The sequence below is a fragment of the Dyella sp. CR10 genome (genome assembly GCF_055814425.1).
This window is the reverse complement of the sequence record NZ_CP185986.1, coordinates 3750965-3770199: the sequence shown is the minus strand read 5'-3', so window position 1 is coordinate 3770199 and position 19235 is coordinate 3750965. Positions and strand designations below refer to the sequence as shown.

The 19235-nt window shown below is 65.7% G+C and carries 17 protein-coding genes; 7 read left to right on the top strand and 10 right to left on the bottom strand.

Annotated features, from left to right (window positions below):
• The first annotated feature begins 404 nt into the window (after positions 1-404).
• Entirely contained in the window at positions 405-1319 is a 915-nt protein-coding gene (lpxC, locus tag ACNR9O_RS17005) for a UDP-3-O-acyl-N-acetylglucosamine deacetylase (RefSeq protein ID WP_473686675.1), read from the top strand.
• Between the two features lie 227 nt (positions 1320-1546).
• Here lpxC and ACNR9O_RS17000 read toward each other — a convergent pair whose 3' ends face one another.
• Positions 1547-2029 carry a DciA family protein gene (locus tag ACNR9O_RS17000; protein ID WP_473686677.1) on the bottom strand — a complete coding sequence of 161 codons (483 nt, stop codon included), beginning with the start codon at positions 2027-2029 and terminating at the stop codon, positions 1547-1549.
• Between the two features lie 29 nt (positions 2030-2058).
• On the opposite strand from ACNR9O_RS17000, the gene ACNR9O_RS16995 reads away from it, so the two are divergent.
• Together ACNR9O_RS16995 and secA are read left to right on the top strand one after the other, a co-directional pair.
• Positions 2059-2988: a M23 family metallopeptidase gene (locus ACNR9O_RS16995; RefSeq protein WP_473700808.1), complete on the top strand. Its 930-nt coding sequence runs from the start codon at positions 2059-2061 to the stop codon at positions 2986-2988.
• A 241-nt stretch (positions 2989-3229) separates the two neighbouring features.
• Positions 3230-5965 (top strand): preprotein translocase subunit SecA, encoded by a 2736-nt coding sequence (gene secA / locus ACNR9O_RS16990; RefSeq protein WP_473686681.1) that lies wholly within the window; start codon positions 3230-3232, stop codon positions 5963-5965.
• Between the two features lie 78 nt (positions 5966-6043).
• Here the strand turns inward: secA and ACNR9O_RS16985 are convergent, their stop codons facing one another.
• The 6 genes from ACNR9O_RS16985 to ACNR9O_RS16960 all read right to left on the bottom strand — a co-directional run bounded on the left by ACNR9O_RS16985 (position 6044) and on the right by ACNR9O_RS16960 (position 13016).
• A complete protein-coding gene (locus ACNR9O_RS16985; RefSeq protein ID WP_473686683.1) occupies positions 6044-6892 on the bottom strand; it encodes a symmetrical bis(5'-nucleosyl)-tetraphosphatase in 849 nt (282 codons plus the stop codon).
• Positions 6892-7275, bottom strand: a complete 384-nt coding sequence (apaG, locus tag ACNR9O_RS16980; protein WP_473686685.1) for a Co2+/Mg2+ efflux protein ApaG — start codon at positions 7273-7275, stop codon at positions 6892-6894. The genes ACNR9O_RS16985 and apaG overlap by 1 nt, the downstream gene beginning before the upstream one ends.
• A 76-nt stretch (positions 7276-7351) precedes the next feature.
• The gene (gene rsmA / locus ACNR9O_RS16975; RefSeq protein WP_473686687.1) at positions 7352-8140 is read right to left on the bottom strand and encodes a 16S rRNA (adenine(1518)-N(6)/adenine(1519)-N(6))-dimethyltransferase RsmA; all 789 of its coding nucleotides are present in this window, start codon (positions 8138-8140) and stop codon (positions 7352-7354) included.
• A 20-nt stretch (positions 8141-8160) separates the two neighbouring features.
• The gene (gene pdxA / locus ACNR9O_RS16970; protein ID WP_473686689.1) at positions 8161-9162 is read right to left on the bottom strand and encodes a 4-hydroxythreonine-4-phosphate dehydrogenase PdxA; all 1002 of its coding nucleotides are present in this window, start codon (positions 9160-9162) and stop codon (positions 8161-8163) included.
• An 8-nt stretch (positions 9163-9170) separates the two neighbouring features.
• On the bottom strand, positions 9171-10514 hold the full coding sequence (locus ACNR9O_RS16965) for a peptidylprolyl isomerase (RefSeq protein ID WP_473686691.1): 1344 nt from the start codon (positions 10512-10514) through the stop codon (positions 9171-9173).
• 39 nt (positions 10515-10553) lie between these two features.
• Positions 10554-13016: an LPS-assembly protein LptD gene (locus ACNR9O_RS16960; RefSeq protein WP_473686693.1), complete on the bottom strand. Its 2463-nt coding sequence runs from the start codon at positions 13014-13016 to the stop codon at positions 10554-10556.
• A gap of 94 nt (positions 13017-13110) precedes the next feature.
• Between ACNR9O_RS16960 and msrB the strand changes: the two genes are divergently transcribed.
• On the top strand, positions 13111-13515 hold the full coding sequence (gene msrB, locus ACNR9O_RS16955; protein ID WP_473686695.1) for a peptide-methionine (R)-S-oxide reductase MsrB: 405 nt from the start codon (positions 13111-13113) through the stop codon (positions 13513-13515).
• Position 13516: 1 nt separating this feature from the next.
• On the opposite strand, the gene ACNR9O_RS16950 is transcribed toward msrB, so the two are convergent.
• Genes ACNR9O_RS16950 through ACNR9O_RS16940 form a run of 3 tightly spaced genes read right to left on the bottom strand, consistent with a single transcriptional unit; the run spans position 13517 to position 15623 of the window.
• Positions 13517-14431 (bottom strand): histone deacetylase family protein, encoded by a 915-nt coding sequence (locus tag ACNR9O_RS16950; protein ID WP_473700807.1) that lies wholly within the window; start codon positions 14429-14431, stop codon positions 13517-13519.
• 11 nt (positions 14432-14442) lie between these two features.
• Complete coding sequence (locus ACNR9O_RS16945; protein WP_473686699.1) at positions 14443-15009, bottom strand: cob(I)yrinic acid a,c-diamide adenosyltransferase; 567 nt, start codon at positions 15007-15009, stop codon at positions 14443-14445.
• A gap of 8 nt (positions 15010-15017) precedes the next feature.
• On the bottom strand, positions 15018-15623 hold the full coding sequence (locus tag ACNR9O_RS16940; RefSeq protein ID WP_473686701.1) for a hypothetical protein: 606 nt from the start codon (positions 15621-15623) through the stop codon (positions 15018-15020).
• Positions 15624-15758: 135 nt separating this feature from the next.
• Between ACNR9O_RS16940 and ubiH the strand changes: the two genes are divergently transcribed.
• The 3 genes from ubiH to ACNR9O_RS16925 are packed head-to-tail and all read left to right on the top strand — an operon-like array spanning position 15759 to position 19042.
• Positions 15759-16994, top strand: coding sequence for a 2-octaprenyl-6-methoxyphenyl hydroxylase (gene ubiH, locus ACNR9O_RS16935; protein WP_473700661.1), 1236 nt, complete (start codon positions 15759-15761; stop codon positions 16992-16994).
• The gene (locus ACNR9O_RS16930; protein WP_473686705.1) at positions 16991-18202 is read left to right on the top strand and encodes a UbiH/UbiF/VisC/COQ6 family ubiquinone biosynthesis hydroxylase; all 1212 of its coding nucleotides are present in this window, start codon (positions 16991-16993) and stop codon (positions 18200-18202) included. The genes ubiH and ACNR9O_RS16930 overlap by 4 nt, the downstream gene beginning before the upstream one ends.
• Positions 18203-18253: 51 nt before the next feature.
• Positions 18254-19042 carry a dienelactone hydrolase family protein gene (locus tag ACNR9O_RS16925; protein ID WP_473686707.1) on the top strand — a complete coding sequence of 263 codons (789 nt, stop codon included), beginning with the start codon at positions 18254-18256 and terminating at the stop codon, positions 19040-19042.
• Positions 19043-19235 lie beyond the last annotated feature (193 nt).

The following is a 19235-nucleotide window of genomic DNA, read 5'->3' as shown; positions in this document are numbered from 1 at the left end:
GACTTGTCAGTCACATAACGCGCCTCGCGGGTGCTGCAAAGTTCGCCGCTTGTGCGTTCCCTGTCGAGGCAGGGAAGGGACTGACGCCAGTCTGTTTGCTCCTGAAGGAACATGACAAGACTGTGCGTCTTGGATGACGCATGACTGGCTCGAGCGGTTTCGCCCGGGTCCGGTCCGACGCCTCGCCGCCGGCTTCCCGTCCCGGCGCGGGGCGTTGTGTCGTTCTAAGTGTATGACGGTATTGAGGTATTTCGGCGTCTCGGAGCGCTATGAACCTCCTTTCAAGGATGAAAGAAGGATGAAAGCGTGAACAGACTGTACGGAGCGGTTTGCTTTTTTCAGTGGTTAAGACTGTGTTAGCATCCGTCTCCTGTTGGCTGCTGCCCCTTGCAGGTACCAAAAAAATGATCAAGCAGCGTACGCTCAAGAACATCATCCGGGCCACCGGCGTCGGTCTGCATACCGGCGATAAGGTGTACATGACGCTCCGCCCGGCCGCGCCGAACACGGGTATCGTGTTCCGCCGCACCGACCTCAATCCGCCGGTCGAAATCGCCGCGCGTCCAAACAACGTCGGCGACACTCGCCTGTCGACCACGCTTGTCAACGGCGACGTCCGCGTTTCCACCGTTGAACATCTGTTGTCCGCGATGGCCGGCCTGGGCATCGACAACGCCTACGTCGATCTGTCGGCGCCGGAAGTGCCGATCATGGACGGCAGCGCCGGCCCCTTCGTGTTCCTGCTGCAGTCGGCCGGCATCGAAGAGCAGAATGTCGCCAAGCGCTTCATCCGCATCAAGAAGCCGATCAAGGTGCAGGACGGTGACAAGTGGGCCAGCTTCGAGCCTTTCGAGGGCTTCAAGGTCGGCTTCTCGATCGAGTTCAACCACCCGATCATCAGTAAGCGCACGTCCAAGGCGGAGATCGACTTCTCCACCACCTCCTTCGTGAAGGAAGTGAGCCGCGCGCGCACCTTCGGCTTCATGCGCGACATCGAGATGCTGCGCGAGCACAACCTGGCGCTCGGCGGTTCGATGGACAATGCGGTGGTGCTGGACGACTACCGGGTTCTAAACGAAGACGGCCTCCGCTACGAGGACGAGTTCGTCAAACACAAGATCCTCGATGCGATCGGCGATCTTTATCTGCTGGGCCATAGCCTGATCGGCGCCTACTACGCGCACAAGTCAGGTCATGAGCTCAACAACAAGCTCCTGCGTACCCTGATGGCTGATGCCACCGCGTGGGAAGAGGTCAGCTACCAGGATGATCCGGCGACGGCGCCGATCTCCTACGCCCATCCGGCGCAGGCGATCTGAGCGTCTGGCGGTCTTCCAAGCTGAACAAACTGAACGGCCGCGTCGAAAGACGCGGCCGTTTGTTTTGTGATATACCTCGCCCCTTCGTCTTGCCGCGATTCACGTACTGAAGATGTCAACGTCTTTCGGGGTCGTGCGGGCATGCTATAAACCCGCCATCGCTGATCGAGGGCAGGGGTTCTTCGGCAGCAGGACGACTTATTCTGAACAAGGGCGGCAGGTTGCGATCAGTCGCTTGAGGTCTTTCGGGAATCAGCAGTTTCGGCGATGGACGCCAGCTCGAGGAACAGTCGGCGCAATTCGCTGTCTGTTACCGAGGCCGCCGCGGCCTTCAGATGTTCCGCGGCAGCAGGCGAAAGCGGTTTTGACCGATCCGGCTCGGATGTGGCCGGTGGAAGGGGGGCCACTTTCACGCTGAGGTATCCGGCGCGCACGCCGATAGCGTGCGCGGCAGCGAGGATTTGCGTCTGCATGAGGCGAAGCCTCGAAGCCAGCGCCGGCGTAGGAGCCAGGAACACAAGACGGCCGCCGTGCAGGTTGGCGAAGCGAACCTGTTCGCGGAGCGGAGACGGCAGCGTCTGGCGTAGTGCGCGGTCCAGCGCCTCCAGCTCACTGGCCTTGCGAGCCAGTGCGGCGAAGGGGCCGCATTCGGTGAGGGATTTCAGTCCCGAGCCGGTGCGGCGGGAAGCGTAGGGAACGTCGCGCTGCATGGGTGCCGACATCTTCGACGTGGAAAAACATGCAAATCATACTTGTGTCACGCACCAAGCGGGTGCCTAAAACCTTCAATCTGGCCGACCGGCGCCTGCGCTATCGGCTGATTGCGATGGCCGCGGCCGCCGTACTGGTCTGTGCGGGTCTTGGTGCCACTGTGGCACTGGCGGTGGCAAGTCCGCGTGATCGTGCGTTAGCCGAGATCACGCGGCTCCGGCAGCAGGTGACGCAACAAAAGGGGCAGCTGGGTGATGTCCGCAAGGATGCCCAGCGCGATGTCGACGCGCTTGCCGCGAAGCTCGGCCAGCTGCAGGCCCAGTCCACTCGCCTCAATGCGCTTGGCGAGCGCCTCGCTCAGATGGGCAAGCTGGACAGCAACGAATTCAACTTCGATGAACAGCCCGCGGTTGGCGGCGTCGAGGATGCTACCGACAGCGCCTACGCGCTGCCGCAGAAGCTGGACACGGGCATCGACCAGCTGGCCAGCCGCTTCGACAGCCAGCAGGCCCAGCTTTCCGCGCTGCAGAGCCTGTTGCTGGACGCGAAGATCGAATCGAACCTCAAGCCGACCGGCATGCCGGTCGAGGGCTACATTTCCTCCTATTTCGGCGGCCGCCCGGATCCGTTCAGCGGCCACGCCGCGTATCACACCGGTCTGGACATCTCAGCGGCCACGGGCACGCCGGTGCATGCGGTGGCCGAAGGGATGGTCACCTACGCGGGCATTCGCAGCGGTTATGGCGACGTGATCGAAATCGATCATGGCAACGGCTATATGACGCGTTACGCCCACAACAGCGCGCTGATCGTGCGCCCTGGGCAGCGCGTGCACGTCGGCGATGTCATCGCCAGGGCCGGCTCCACCGGCCGCTCGACCGGTTCTCACGTGCATTTTGAGGTCTGGTACAAGGGCAATGTGGTCAATCCGCTCGCGTACGTGCGCAATCATCGCTGAGCCGGGCTCTTCCGAGGCCCGCGGCCTCTTGAAACGGTTTCCCGGTGCCGCCAGAAATCACCCGGGAAGGATGACGGGGTCAGCCGCAGGACATTGCGGGCCACTCAGAACCATCCGGCTGGGAGCATCCCGGCCGGGTTATCGCTTTGGGATCGCCGGGCGACCCTAGTATCATCAATCCTTTCGTCCTGCCACCGATCCCCCGGGGCGGGCGTCTACGACTCCAGGATCCGGAAGATCGATGCTCAATCGCGCCCTGACCAGCCTTTTCGGTAGCCGCAATGATCGCGTGCTGCGGCAACTTTCCAAGTCTGTCGCGCGCATCAATGCGTTCGAACCCGAGTTCGAGAAACTGAGCGACGCCGAGCTGCGCGCCAAGACCGACGAGTTCAAGCAGCGCATCGCCGCCGGCGAGTCGCTGGACAAGCTGCTGCCCGAGGCGTTCGCCACCGTGCGCGAGGGCGCCAAGCGCGTGCTGGGCATGCGCCATTACGACGTGCAGATGATCGGCGGCATGGTGCTGCACTCCGGCCGCATCGCCGAGATGCGCACGGGCGAGGGCAAGACCCTGGTCGGTACTCTGCCGGTGTATCTCAATGCACTGGAAGGCAAGGGCGTGCACGTGGTCACCGTGAACGACTACCTGGCCCGCCGCGACTCGGCCCAGATGGGCAAGCTCTACAATTTTCTGGGTCTGTCGGTGGGCGTGGTGTGGCCAGGCATGAACCATGCCGACAAGGGCGAAGCCTATGCCGCGGACATCACCTACGGCACCAACAACGAGTTCGGCTTCGACTACTTGCGCGACAACATGGCGTCGAGCAAGGAGCAGCGCTATCAGCGCGGTCTGAACTACGCCATCGTCGACGAGGTGGACTCGATTCTGATCGATGAAGCCCGTACCCCGCTGATCATCTCCGGCCCGGCCGAAGATTCGCCGCAGCTCTACATCGCGGTGAACAAGATCGTGCCGAAGATGATCCGCCAGGAGAAGGAAGACGCGCCGGGCGATTACTGGGTCGACGAGAAGCAGAAGCAGGTGCATCTCTCCGAGGAGGGTATGTCCCATGCCGAGGACCTGCTGCGCCAGGCGGGTGTGATCGAGGGCGAAAGTGGCCTCTACGACTCCAAGAATCTTGCTGTCGTCCATCATCTGAACGCGGCGTTGCGCGCCAATGCCATCTATCACCGCGACGTGGACTACATCGTCCGCGACGGCGAGGTAGTGATCGTGGATGAGTTCACCGGCCGCACGTTGGTGGGGCGCCGCTGGTCGGACGGCCTGCATCAGGCGGTGGAAGCGAAGGAAGGCGTGCCTATCCAGCGCGAGAACCAGACGCTGGCGACGATCACCTTCCAGAATCTGTTCCGCATGTACAAGAAGCTGGCCGGCATGACCGGTACGGCGGATACGGAAGCCTACGAGTTCCAGCAGATCTATGGCCTGGAAGTGGTGGTGATCCCCACCCACAAGCCGATGATCCGCAAAGACAACCCGGACATGGTCTTTCTCGGCCAGCAGGCCAAGTACGACGCGGTGATCGAAGACATCACCGATTGTCACAAGCGTGGCCAGCCGGTACTGGTGGGTACCACGTCGATCGAAGTGTCGGAGCTGCTGTCCAAGCTGCTCAACAAGGCCAAGATCCCGCACGAAGTGCTCAACGCCAAGCAGCACGAACGCGAGGCGCATATCGTGGCGCAGGCCGGCGCACCGGGTTCGGTGACGATCGCCACCAACATGGCCGGCCGAGGTACCGACATCGTACTGGGCGGCAGCCTGGAGGCGGCCCTGGCCGCGCTGCCGGAAACCGCCACCGACGCCGAGCGCGCCAAGATCAAGGCCGACTGGAAGAAAAGGCATGAGCAGGTGCTGGAAGCCGGCGGCCTGCACATCGTCGGCACGGAGCGTCACGAGTCCCGCCGCATCGACAACCAGTTGCGTGGCCGTTCGGGCCGCCAGGGTGACCCGGGTTCCTCGCGTTTCTATCTGTCGCTGGAGGACAACCTCCTGCGCATCTTCGCCGGCGACTGGGTCGGCCGCTGGATGCGCATGTTCGGCATGAAGGAGAACGAGGCGCTGGAAGACCGCATGGTCAGCCGTCAGATCGAAAAGGCGCAGCGCAAGGTCGAGCAGCATAACTTCGACATCCGCAAGCACCTGCTCGAGTTCGACGACGTGGCGAACGACCAGCGCAAGGTGATCTACGCCCAGCGCGACGAGCTGCTGGAAACCGACGGCATCGCCGACACCATCGCCGATATCCGCGACGACGTGGTCAGCGAAATGGTCCGTCGCCACGTGCCTGCCGACAGCATCGACGACCAGTGGGACCTGCCGGGCCTGGATCGCGAACTGGAGAGCGAATTCGGTCTCTCGCTCGACGTGAAGCACTGGGTCGAGCAGCAACAGGAAGTGGACGCAGGCATGATTCTCGAGCACGTGCGCGAGGCGGTCGAGCAGCTCTTCAAGTCCAAGGAAGAGCAGATCGGCGCCGATACCATGCGCCAGCTTGAGAAGCACATCATGCTCAGCGTGCTGGACAACGCGTGGAAGGAACACCTCGCCAGCATGGATTACCTGCGTCAGGGCATCTATCTGCGTGGCTACGCACAGAAGCAGCCCAAGCAGGAGTTCAAGCGCGAATCGTTCGAGCTGTTCTCGAGCATGCTGGAGCGGATCAAGACCGAAGTGATTCAGATGCTCGCGCGCATCCGCATCCGCAGCGAGGAAGAAGTCGCCGCGATGGAGGCCGAGCAGCAGCGCATGGCCGAGCGCATGGCTCGCCAGATGCACGCTTCCGGTGGCGGCGCGCCCGTGGGTGCACTCAATGCCGATCCGGAAGCCATTGCGGCAGGCAGCCTCGCTATCGCGCCTGCCGCCGACGGGCAGGGTGGGCCGAAGGTCGGCCGCAATGATCCGTGCCCCTGCGGTTCCGGCAAGAAGTACAAGCACTGCCATGGCCAGCTGAGCTGAGCGATCGGTGGATAGGCAAGGAAAAAGGGCGGCCATGGCCGCCCTTTTTCATGTCTTGCTCTGGGGCTGTGGCCCCTATCAATCCCCGCCTGGGAGGCGCTTGCGATAGGGCTCGGCGTCTACGGTGATGTACTCCGGCTCCTCGCTGTCCAGGCGCAGGGCCGTAAGCTTGCCACCCCAGACGCAGCCGGTATCGATGGCGTAGATCCCCAAACCGGCGAAGCGGCCCAGCGCGGACCAGTGGCCGCAGACGATGCGCGTCTCGCGACGCTTCATACCGGGCACTTCGAACCAGGGATACATGCCAGGCTTCTGCGTACCCGGTACACCCTTGCTTTCGAAGTCGATGCGGCCGTGGATGTCGCAATAGCGCATCCGCGTGAACGTGTTGATCGATGCGCGCAGGCGTTCGATGCCCTGCAGCCGGCTCGACCACGCAGCCGGCCGGTTGCCGAACAGATTCTTGAGAATGCGCGCGTGGCGCGGCCCCGACAGCTCGCGCTCTACCTCCAGCGCGGAACGCTGTGCCTGGCGCAGCGTCCATATTGGTGCCATGCCGGCATGCACCATGGTCCAGCCCAAGGCCTCGTCGTGGTGCAGCAGCTTCTGCGAGCGCAGCCAATCGAACAGCACCGGTGCGTCGTCGGCGAACAGTACTTCGCGCAGCTCGGGGTTGACCTTGGATTGCGCCTCCGGCCGCCGTTGCGCGATAGCCAGCAGGCTCAAGTCGTGGTTGCCCAGCGTCACCACCACCTGGTCGCGCAGGCTATGGATCAGGCGCAAAGTTTCCAGCGACTGGCCGCCGCGGTTGACGAGGTCGCCACAAAACCACAGCCGGTCGCTGGCGGGATCGAAACGGAGTTTGTCAAGCAGGCGCTGCAGTTCGGGCTGACAGCCCTGCACGTCGCCGATAGCGTACGTAGCCATCAGTGCAGGGTACGCGGAATGGACAGCGTGAAGGGCGGGATTGGCGCATCGAAATGCGTGCCGTCGTCCGCCAGCATCTGGTAGCTGCCCTGCATGATGCCGACAGCGGTCTCCAGGACCGCGCCGGAGGTGTACTCGTAGTCGTCGCCCGGGCGCATCCACGGTTGCTCGCCGACCACGCCGTCGCCGCGAACTTCTTCCACCTTGCCGTTGGCGTCGGTGATCACCCAGTGGCGGCTGATCAGGCGCGCCGGCATGTCGCCCGCATTGCGCAGCGTGATGGTGTAGGCGAAGACGTAGCGATTGTCACCGGGTTTGGACTGGTCGGGGACGAAGCGTGTTTCGACCTGCACGTCGATCGTGTAGGAGGCTTTCTCAGTCATGGCGCGATTGTAAGGCTTGCCGACAGGCATGGAGCAAGCGTGCGCGCCAGCGGCTGAACCACGCCGCCCCGATGCCTCAGGTCGACGGCAGCGCCTTCGCCAGACGAACGAAGTCCATCGGTGCGAGGGTCTCGGCACGCGCCCTGGGATCGATGCCGGCCGCCTCGATCGCCTCGCTGCTCATCAGCTGGCGCAACGCGTTGCCCAGTGTCTTGCGCCGCTGCGCGAAGGCAGCCTTCACCACAGCATGCACGCGATCCTGGTCCGCATCATGGCGCTCCGCAGCCGGCAGCGGCACCAGGCGCACGACGGCGGAGTCCACTTTCGGCGGTGGGCGGAACGCGCCCGGTGGCACCGTGAATAGCGGCTCGACCCGGCAGGCCAGCTGAAGCATCACGGATAGACGTCCATATACCTTGCTGCCCGGTTCGGCGGCCATGCGGTCGACCACTTCCTTCTGCAACATGAAGTGCATGTCCTGGATGGCGGCCGCGTGATCAACACAATGGAACAGGATGGGGCTGGAGATGTAGTAGGGCAGATTGCCGGCGACGCGCAGTCGCTCGACGCCCCGCTCGCGCGCCAGCGCCGTGAAATCGACTTTCAGCACATCCGAATGGATGATCCGCAGCTCGCCCACGGCGGCGGCACGAGCCTGCAGCTCCGGGATGAGGTCGGTATCCAGCTCGATCGCCGTCAGCTTGCCAGCCACCGCCAGCAGCGGCAGGGTCAGCGCACCTTCGCCCGGGCCGATCTCCACGACGACATCTTCCGGCTTAGGCGCGATCGCGCTCACGATGCGCTCGATGTAGCGCTTTTCGTGCAGGAAGTGCTGGCCGAAGCTTTTCTTGGGACGGGCGTTCATGGGATTCCTGGAAAACGATCTCAGCCGCGGCGGTCGGCGCGGCGGGCCACGAGCTCCATCGCCATGCGGGCTGCCGCAATCAGGCTGGAGGGATCGGCGCGTCCGGTGCCGGCCAGATCCAGGGCCGTGCCATGGTCGACCGACGTGCGGATAAAGGGGAGGCCGAGCGTGAGGTTCACGGTGCGGTCGAAGGCTTCGCTCTTGAGCACCGGCAGGGCCTGGTCGTGATACATCGCCACCACCGCGTCATAGCTCGCGCGTTGAGCCGGCACGAAGGCGGTGTCCGCCGGCAGAGGACCGAGCAGGTGGAAGCCTTCGCCGCGCAGCGCATCCAAGGTGGGGATGATGATGTCCAGTTCCTCACGGCCCAGATGGCCGCCTTCTCCGGCATGGGGATTGAGCCCCAGCACCGCGATGCGCGGCCTGGCGAGGCCGAACTTGGCGCGCAGTTCGGCATGCACGATACGCAGCGTGCGCGTGAGTGATTCGCCGGTGATGGCCGCGGGTACCTGAGACAGGGGCAGGTGCGTGGTCGCCAGCGCTATGCGCAGCTCGGGGCTGGCGAGCATCATCACCACGTCGCTGCGGCTGCGTTCGGCGAAAAATTCGGTGTGGCCGCTAAAGCGGATACCAGCATCGTTGATGGAGGCCTTCTGCAGAGGCGCCGTTACGATGGCGTCGTAGCGGCCGCTCATGCAGCCGTCCGCGGCGTCTGCCAGCGTGGTGAGCACGTGCCGGGCATTGCGCGGATCTGGCCGCCCGGGGTGTTCCTCGGCCCCCAGTGGAACGTGCCGGACGCGCAAGGTACCTGCCGGGCGTATGGCCAGCGGGGCGCCATCGTCATCGATTAGCGTAACTTCGACGCCGCAGCGGACCGCGGCACGAGCGAGCAGAGCACGGTCCGTGACTGCAACGAAATTGGCCGCCAGCGGAGTGGCGGCCAATCGGATCAGCAGTTCCGGCCCGACGCCCGCCGGCTCGCCCGCGGTGACGGCGAGCCGGGGAAGCGAGCTCGCGTTCAAGGCATGCCTCAGGAGGATTTGCCCGGCTGCTCGGGTTCCTTCAGCTCCGGCACCAGGATGTTCACATAGGCGCTCGAGCGCATCTCGCGCAGGTAGTCTTCATACGCCTGCTCGGCCTTGCGGTTGCCGATGGCCTGGCGCGCCTGGTCGCGTTCGATCTGGTCGGTAAGGTCGCTCTGGCGTTCACCCAGGCGCTGCAGGATGTGCCAGCCGGCCTCGGTCTGGAACGGCTGCGAGACCTCGTTGTCCTTCAGCTGCGCGATCTGCTGGCCGATGACCGAGCCCCAGGCCTGCTGCGGGAACCAGCCCATGTCGCCGCCGTTGTTGGCGGTGGTGTTGTCCTTGGACTCGTCCTTGGCCAGCTTGGCGAAATCCTCATGCTTGCTGACGATGCGGGCGTACAGGTCCTGCGCCTTCTGGCGGGCCTGCTCGGGCGTCACGATTTCGCTGGGCTTGATGAGGATCTGGCGAGCGTGGAACTCCGGCACCACCTGGCGGCTCGGCGCGCGCTGCTCGATCAGCTTGAGGATATGGAAACCGGTCGGGCCGCGCAGGGCCGGGCTGATGTCGCCCGGCTTCATGTTGGCCACGGCATCGGCGAACGCCGGCGGTACTTCGTCCACGCGGCGCCAGCCGAGGTCGCCGCCCTCGAGGGCGTCCTGGGCATCGGAGAAGCGGATCGCGGCGGCGTTGAAGTCCATGCCGCCGTGGATCGCGGCGATGGCGTCCTCGGCCTTCTTCTGCGCAGTCTGGATCGCCGATGCGTCGCCGCCGGAGGGGATGCCGATCTGGATATGGGCCAGATGGATCTCGCCGGCCTTATAGGTCGGGCTGGCGAGCAGGTTATTGATTTCGCTGTCGGTGACGTTCACCGAGTCACGCACCACGCTTTCGTGCAGGCGCTGGGCGATCAGCTGCTCGGAAAGCTGCTGGCGGAACGCGGCGAAGCTGGAGCCTTCCTGCTCGACGGCGGCGCGCAACTGTTCCGGCGCCATCTTGTTCTGCTGGGCCACGGCGGCCACTGCCTGGTCGATGTCCGCGTCCGAAACGCGAATGCCCTGCTCGTTGGCGCGCTGCACCTGCAGCTTCATCAGGATCAGGCGGTCCAGCACCTGTCGCTGAAGGACGTCCATCGGCGGCAGTTGCCCGGGCTGGCTGGCGTACTGCTGCTGCACCGAGCGCACGGCTTCGTTGAGCTCGCTCTGCAGGATCACGCCGTCATCCACCACGGCCACGATGCGGTCCAGCGGCTGCTTGCCCGAGGCGGCGGCCTGCGGCAGCAGCTGGGCGTGGACGGGAAGAGCGGACGCGGCGGCGACCGCGAACAGGAACAACGCGAGAGGCTGTTTCATGGATAAAGGGCCTTCAATCGCCTCTGGCGACCAGGGAAGTTATTGATAACCAAGGATACCACGGCGCAGCACGTCCTCCGTCTGGCCGTTGAAGGCGCCAAGACCCTTGAACTGCAGCTCGAACATGATCGCGTTGTTGGCGCGGGCGTTCGCCGTGGCGAAGTTGTAGGTGTTGATGTAGTGGCGGCCCACCACGCGGACGATGACGCAGCAACTGTCGTACTCGACGCCGCCCATCGCCTCCACCGTACGCTTCTCCATCACCGAATACGTCCAGCGGCCGACCAGGCGCCAGCGGTCCGAAACGGGGTAGACCGCCGAGGCGTCGTATTGTTCCAGCAGCCCGCGGCGATAGCGATAGGAGAAGTTGAGGATGCCATCCGTGCCGATACGGCGCTGCACGCCGACGGCCGCCAGGTCGGTACTGCGGCCGACGAAATACTGTTTTCCGGTGATGTCGGTACCGCCCACCATGCGCTTGTGGGGGTTCCACTGGTACTGCGTGCTCAGCTTCCAATCGTCGTTGAGCTGCATGTTCAGCTGGGCGACGTAGTTCGAGCCCGACCAGTCGGTCGGGGGAAGGCCGGGCAGCTGCACCCGCTGCTGGTTGAAGTAGCGGATCTGGCCGATGCTGGCCGACACGCGTTCCACGCCGTTGTCGTCCAGCAGGCGGGTGGTGAGTGCGGCCGTCAGGTTGTTCGCGTTCATCTGGCGATCTGCGCCGGAATACTGGTTCGGCGAGAACAGCTGCCAGTAGTCGAAGGACATCAGATTGGTGTCGAACAGCGGCAGGTTGTTCTGGTTCCGGTACGGCACGTACAGGTAGTACAGCCGCGGCTCCAGAGTCTGCGTATAGCTGTTGCCGAACAACGAAGTCAGGCGATCGAACACCAGGCCGCTGTCCAGGCTCACGATCGGCAGCGAGCGGCTGGGCGAGCGATTCGTGAAGGGGCTCGCCTGGCCGGCGCCGAGCGGACCATAGAACCCGTAACGGTCATAGCCGCCGCTCAGCTCGTAGGTCGTGTAGCGATAGGCGACTTTCGGACGCACGAACCAGGCCGCGCCACGGAAATCCGCCGCCAGGTACGGATACAGGTCAAGCCGGTTGCCTTCGACCACGTCGTCCTTGCGGAAGGCCACGGCTTCGGTGGCGGCGCCGAATTCCAGCCACTTCTGGAGCGGCAGGTTGACGTTGAAGGTCGCGCGCGGCCAGCGCTTGTACTGCACCGCGGAATCGGGGAGGAACGGGTCGACATTCTGGTATGTGTCGGCGCCGAACGATGCATTCCACCAGTTGCCGCCGCCGACGACGTAGGCGCTGGAGTTCAGCGTGCCGATCGATGCGGTGTACAAGTCATTGCCGAAGTCGCGCAGGTAGTTGCGGTCGGAAGCACGGTTGATGCTGGTGTAGAACGACCAGGGCCCGATCAGGTGCGAGTTGTTGTTGAACTTCACCAGGTAGCGATCGTCGCCCTTGGTCTGCTCGACGCTGTCCGGGTCGTTGTTGCCCCGGTCGTTGTGCAGATACTCGATATTGATCTGTCCGGTCGTACCGGGAATCAGGTTGAGGTAGCGGAATTCGCCGGCCACCATCAGGCCGCGCTCGGTGTAGATGCGCGGCTCGATCGTGGCGTCGTAGTTGGGCGCCAGGTTGAGGTAGTAAGGCGCGCCCAGCATGAAGCCGGAACGGTTGGAATTGCTGAAGGTCGGGTACAGGAAGCCGCTCTTGCGCCGGTCGTCCACCGGGAAGGTGAAGTAGGGCAGGTACATGAACGGCACGTTGGCGAAGCGCATGGTGGCGCCGCGTGCCGTGCCTACGCCGGTTTCCTTGTCGATGCGCAGATCCTTCGCGCGCACTTCCCACAGATGGTGGCCGACATCGCAGGTGGAATAGGTCACCTGGCTGTAGCGGGTGCGCTGGGCATCCAGCATCTGGCCCTGCTTGGCCACGCCATTGCCGCGGGACGTAAGCATCTGATAGCGCACGTCGTCGGCCACGCCGGTGCTGGCGTCCGTGTTGCCTTTGATGTGCTCGGCGGCCAGCAGCTGGCCGGCCTCCTGATAGCGCACGTTGCCGCGCGCGTCGTAGTCGGTGGTGTCGTTGTTGTAGTCGGCGGTGTCCGACTGCATCTTCTGGTCGGCGCGCTCGATCCGCACCCGGCCCTGCAGGTGGTAGACGGTCTGGTCTGAGCTGTCGACCTGCTCGGCGTAGACCTCGGTGTTCGAGGTGTCGCGCAGGGCGGTGTCCTTGGTCAGCGTCGGGTCGTAGAACTCGAGCAGCGCATTGGGGCGGCACATCGAGAAATTCAGCTCGCGCGGCTTGCAATGGAACGACCCGAGCGGGCACGACGGCGTGACCGGCGCCTGGTTCGCGGCCGGCGCCTCCGGGGTCCCGTCGGAGGTCGACTGGGCTTCGGCCTGGCCGCCCATCAGGGCGAGGGCCGCGGCTACCGCCAGCAGGCGGCGCGGGGGCAGGTGGCGCGAGGTCGGCTTGGGCGTCACGGTGGCGGTCTGTTGGTTCGGAAAGGTCGTTAAGCTAACAGAAAGACCCCATATACGGCAGGCAAGCCCCCATCCCCGCCCCTGAGGATTCAGCATGAGCCAGAACAAGCTGAGCAAGACCGACGCCGAGTGGCGCGCCGAGCTGACACCAGAGCAATACGCTGTATGCCGCTGTTCCGCGACAGAGCGCCCGTTCACCGGCAAGTGGTACCAGCACAAGGAAGCCGGCACCTACATCTGCGCCGCCTGCCACGCGCGCCTGTTTGCATCCGACGCCAAGTACGATTCCGGTTCCGGCTGGCCCAGCTATTTCCAGCCGCTGGCCCGCGCGGCCGTCACCCTGCACCAGGACGAAAGCCACGGCATGAGCCGCACCGAAGTGCGTTGCGCGGAATGCGATTCGCATCTGGGCCACGTATTCCCGGACGGCCCCAAGCCGACCGGTCTGCGCTACTGCATCAATTCCGCGGCGCTGGATTTCGTGCCCGCGGGAAAGTGACTCAGATCATCAGCTCGGCGACGTGCGCGCCGACGCTGGCTGCCAGTGCCTGGAGGTCGTAGCCGCCCTCCAGGGTCGACACGAGCCGGCCGCCGGCGTGCGCGTGGGCCAGGTCCACCAGGCGGCCGGTGATCCAGGCGTAGTCCTCCACGCCGAGGCGCAGCTGCGCCAGGGGGTCGGCGCGATGAGCATCGAAGCCGGCCGACACCAGCACCAGCTGCGGCTTGAAGGCGTAGAGCCTGGGCAGCAGCGCGCCTTCCCACAGCTCCCGGAATTCGTAAGAACCATCGCCAGGCGAGAGCGGGGCGTTGACGATATTGCCGACGCCGCATTCGTCGGGGCTCCCGCTCTCCGGGTAAAGCGGCGACTGATGGCTGGAGATGAAAAGCACGCGCCCGTCGCGTTCGAAGATGTCCTGCGTGCCGTTGCCGTGATGCACATCGAAATCGGCGATCGCGATGCGCCGCAGCCCGTGCTCCTCCATCGCGTGCGCGGCGGCGACCGCGATGTTGTTGAACAGGCAGAAGCCCATCGCCCGGTCGTGCGTGGCGTGGTGGCCCGGCGGGCGTACCGCGCAGAACGCATGGCCGCCATTCGCGACCACCGCATCCACGGCGGCCACCGCGGCGCCGGCGGCGCGCAGCGCCGCTTCGGCCGAGCCGGACGACATCAGCGTGTCCTCGTCGAGCCGCACCGTGCCTGCGTCGGGCGTGATCGCAAGGATGCGTTCCACGTGTTCCGCGGTGTGCACGCGCAGTAGCTGTTCGCGCGTTGCCCGCGGCGCTTCGATACGGTCCACGGCGGCGAAGCGGTCGTGATCCAGTGCGCGCAGGATCGCGCGCAGGCGCGAAGGGGATTCGGGATGTTCCGGACCCGGATCGTGCGCCAGACAGGCGGGATGGGTATACAGCCGCAGCATGCGGCCGCTCAGGTCGTGGGCTTGCGGCGGCGCTCGTGCTGCCACAGCACTTCGCCGTGGCCGCCGGCCCGCGCCAGCACGCGGGCGATCACGAACAGCAGGTCGGACAGGCGATTGAGATAGCGCTGCGCCTGCGGTCGCACGTCCTCGACGCGGGCCAGCGCGATCACCTCGCGCTCGGCCCGGCGGCACACCGTGCGCGCCAGGTGGCAGCAGGACGCGGCCATGCCGCCGCCGGGCAGGATGAAATCCTTCAGCGCGGGCAGCGGTTCGTTGAACCCGTCCAGCACCTGCTCCACGCGATCGATGTCGCGATCCTCGATCATCGCCATGCCGGGGATGCACAGCTCGCCGCCCAGGTCGAACAAGTCATGCTGCACCTGGGTCAGCGCCTCGCGCACGGCGTCGTCCACGCCGTCGCTGGCCAGCACCATGCCGATGGTGCTGTTGAGTTCGTCCACCGTGCCGTAGGCGGCGACGCGCAGCGAATCCTTGGGCACGCGCGAACCGTCGCCCAGGCCGGTGCTGCCGTCGTCGCCGGTACGCGTGTAGATCTTGGAAAGACGATTGCCCACGCCGATGTTCAGCGCGTCAGCTTGGACTGGCCGGCATGACCCAGCGTGCGCGCCAGCTGGGCGGCCAGCGCGTGGACCACCAGACCCAGGCCCACCCACAGCGCGGTGGTTTCCAGGAAGAACAGGTACCAGTCGCCGAGGTTGGCGAACCAGGCCGCGAAGCTGCGCGGCTGCGGCACGGTGGCACTCAGCCAGTAGTAGCTGCCGTTGGACACCACGTAGCAGGCCGCCCAGCTCACCAGCAGCGCGCCCGCTGCCAGGCCCAGGCCGCGCGGGTTCAGGTCCGGCTTGCGCGCCGCCAGCCAGCTGCCGCCCATCCACAGCGCGAAGTACGACGGCACCAGGAACCAGTAGGCTGCCGAGACGCAGTAGTGCTCCCAGAAATTGATGCCCTGGCCGGCGATCACGAAGTAGTCCGCCAGCACCGCCAGAGCCATCAGCAGCGGGAACGCCCAGCGCGCGGAGCCGCGCAGCCAGAAGCCAGCCAGGAAGAACACGCCCCAGGAGGCATCCCACACGTCGTGATGCAGGATCGAGATATGCACGCGGGTGGCGGCCAGGACCAGGGCGAGGGCCGCGAAAATGCCGAGGCGCTGGGATTGCGTGGTAGCCATGAGCTGCTCCAGAAGAGAAAGGTGTCGCCAAAAATGCAGACGCGAAGTCTATCGCAAAGGGCGCACCCCTGATGGGGCGGGCCGGCCGAGCGCGTATCATGCGGGTCCACTGTCAGCCTGGTCCCCACACCCTCGATGACCTCGCCTACCGAGACTCCCCCTTCTTCCGCGCGGCCCCCGGTGCTCGTCGTCGGTGGCGGCCTGGTCGGCGCCAGCCTGGCGATCGCGCTTGACGCGGCCGGCGTCGACACCGTCCTGGTCGAAGCCGCCGCACCGCGCGCAGAGGCCCAGCCCAGCTACGACGAACGCAACCTCGCCCTGGCCCGTGCCACGGTCAATGGGCTGGAGGCGATCGGCGTATGGCGGCACGCCGCCGCGCTGGCGACGCCGATCCGGCATATCCATGTCAGCCGCAGCGGCGATTTCGGCAGCGTGCGCCTCGATGCGGGACGCGAAAGCGTCGATGCGCTCGGCTGGACCTTGCCCGCCCGCGAACTCGGCAACGCATTGCTGCACCGGTTGGACGAATGCCGGCGCCTGCGCCGCTTCGCGCCGGCCCGGCTGGAAGCGTTGGAGCCGCTGGCCGAAGGCTGGCGTGCACAGATCAGCACGGCCGACGGCGTGCAGACGATCGACGCCTCCTTGCTGGTCGGCGCCGACGGCACCCATTCATGGGTGCGCGAGCGCCTGGGGATCGATGCCCAGACGTACGACTACCGGCAGACCCTGTTCGTCTGCACGGTGACCCCGGAGCGCCCGCACGCCAATCGCGCCTACGAGCGCTTCGCCGATCACGGCCCGGTGGCCATGCTGCCGCTGGCCGAGCGCCGCTGCGGTCTGGTCCTGACCGTGCCGACGGAAGAGGCCGATGCGGTAGCGGCGCTGGACGACGACGGTTTTCTCGCGTTCGCGCAGCAGCGCTTCGGCTGGCGCCTCGGTCGCCTGGCGCGGCCGGGCAAACGCCATCCCTATGCGATCAAGCGCGTTGCGGCGGGGCGGCTTACCGGTCCGCGCGCGGTACTCGTCGGCAACGCCGCGCAGACCGTGCACCCGATCGGCGCGCAAGGTTTCAATCTGGGGCTGCGCGACGCCCTGACCCTGGCCGAGCTGGTGGCTGCGGCGCCGGATCCCGGCGCGCCCGCGCTGCTGGAGCAATACGCCTCGCGTCGTCAGCCGGATCGAACGGGCACGATGAACATGAGTCATGGCCTGGTGCGCCTGGCTTGCCTCGAACAACCGTTGCTCGGCCCGCTGCGCTCGCTGGCTTTGCTGGCTTGCGACCGCGTGCCGCCGTTGCGCAGCCTGCTTGCGCGAAAGGGCATGGGGTTCCGCGCCGAACCGCCACGTGCCGTGCTGGAGCGTCTGCCATGAACCAGGTCATCGCGCGCGGCGAAGCGCGCCGTCGTGGTCCGTCACTGGATGTCGCCGTAGTCGGTGGCGGCATGGTCGGCGCTGCCGCCGCGCTGGCCCTGGCGCGGGCGGGCTTCGCCACCGCATTGATCGAAGCGCGCGAACCGGCACCGTGGTCGTCCGAACAAGAAGTCGACTTGCGCGTGGTCGGCCTGGCGCCGTCGTCCATCGCGCTGCTGGACGAACTCGGCGTATGGGCGTCGATCCGCGCATCGCGTTCGAGTCCGTATGCGCAGATGCATGTATGGGATGCGGAAAACGGCGCTGCGATCCATTTCGATGCCGCCGACGAAGGCCGTGACCTGCTCGGCCATATCGTCGAGAACAACCTCGTGCAGTGGCGCCTGTGGCTGGCGCTGGACGCCGCTGGCGTGCAGCGTTTGTGTCCGGCCGAAGTGAAGGGTCTCGAGGCACAGGACGATCGCATCCAGCTCGACCTGGCCGATGGGTCCTCGATCGCCGCGCGTCTGCTGGTGGCTGCCGATGGCGCCGGTTCGCCGTTGCGCAAGCTGGCCGGCATCGACACGCGAGGGCGCGACTATGCGCAGCGTGCGGTGGTGGCGCACGTGCGTACGGAGCGGCCGCATCAGGGCACCGCGTGGCAGCGTTTTCTCCCGGACGGTCCGCTCGCCTTGCTGCCGCTGGCGGACGGACGCAGTTCCATCGTGTGGTCGCTGCCCGATGAAGAAGCCGGACGCGTGCTGGCGCTCGACGACACGGCCTTCCTGGCGGAGCTCGGCGCGGCCAGCGATTTCCGGCTTGGCCGCATATTTGGCAGCACGCCGCGCGCGGCATTCCCGCTCAAGCTGCAGCTGGCGCAGGTCTATCAGGCCGAACGCTTCGTGCTGCTCGGCGACGCGGCGCACGCGGTGCATCCACTGGCTGGACAAGGCGTGAATCTGGGCTTGCGCGACGTGGTGGAGCTGCGCGACACCCTGCTGGCCGCGCGCGAGGCGGGACGCGACATCGCCGCCGCGCATGTGCTACGACGCTATGCGCGCCGTCGGCGCAGTGCCGACACGCTGGACGCCCTGGGATTCGATGCGCTGGCGCGTATCTACGGCTGGCGCGCCTCGCCGCTGGTAGCCGCGCGCGGCCTCGGTGTGCGCCTGGTCGATCGCCTGGCGCCATGGAAGCGCCGGCTCGCGGAGCATGCCGCGGGGCGTTGAGCCGAAAGACACCGCAAATTTTCCCCACAAGCACGCCGTAAGGAGTAGATCATGCGTATCGCTCGACTCGGTTGTCTGCTGTTGTTGTCCGGCCTGTCCCTCGCCGCGCAGGCGAAGATGGTGCACAAGCCGGTGGAGTGGACGCTCGACGGAACCAGGTTCCACAGCGTGCTGGTATACGACGACGCGCTCGCGGCCAAACGGCCGGCGCTGGTGATGGTGCCGAACTGGTACGGCGTCAACGATATGGCGCTGAAGAAGGCCGAAGGCATCGCCGGCAAGGACTACGTCATTCTGGTCACCGACATGTATGGCGCCACCGTGCGCCCGACCAGCGATACCCAGGCGCAGGCCGCGGTGAAGCCGCTGTATGGCGACCGCGCCCTGATGCGCAAGCGTGTGTCGTACGCGCTGGACCAGCTCAAGGCGCAGGCCAAGGATGCACCGATCGATCTGTCCAAGCTCGCCGCCATCGGTTTCTGCTTCGGTGGCTCGGCCGTGCTGGACCTGGCGCGCGCCGGCGCCGACGTGGCCGCGGTGGTGTCGTTCCATGGCGGGCTGGCGACCGACAATCCCGAGCTGGCCAAGCAGATCAAGGCTCGCGTGCTCGTGTTCAACGGCGCCGACGACAAGGGCACCATGCCCGACGCCGACAAGTTCATGGACGAGATGCGCGGCAGCAAGGCCGACTGGCAGTTCGTCGTGCTGGGCCATGCGGTCCATTGCTTTACCGAGACGGATCAGCACCGCGAAGGCTGCGCCTACGACGAACGGGCAGCGCAGCGCAGCTATCGGATGATGGGCGATTGGCTGCGCGGGGCGTTCACCAACACGCCTTGAATGACATGCATGGAGACCTTCTCCCCGCCGGGGAGAAGATGCCGGTCCCACGGGGATTCCCTTCGGTCACGGCAGATGAGAGGCGGTTGCTCGAGAAAGAACGCCGACGAAGCGGGGCATGCTTTGATGCTCCCGCTTCTGCGCTCAGTAGGTTCCCCCTCACTCCAACCCTCTCCCCGCAGGGGAGAGGGAG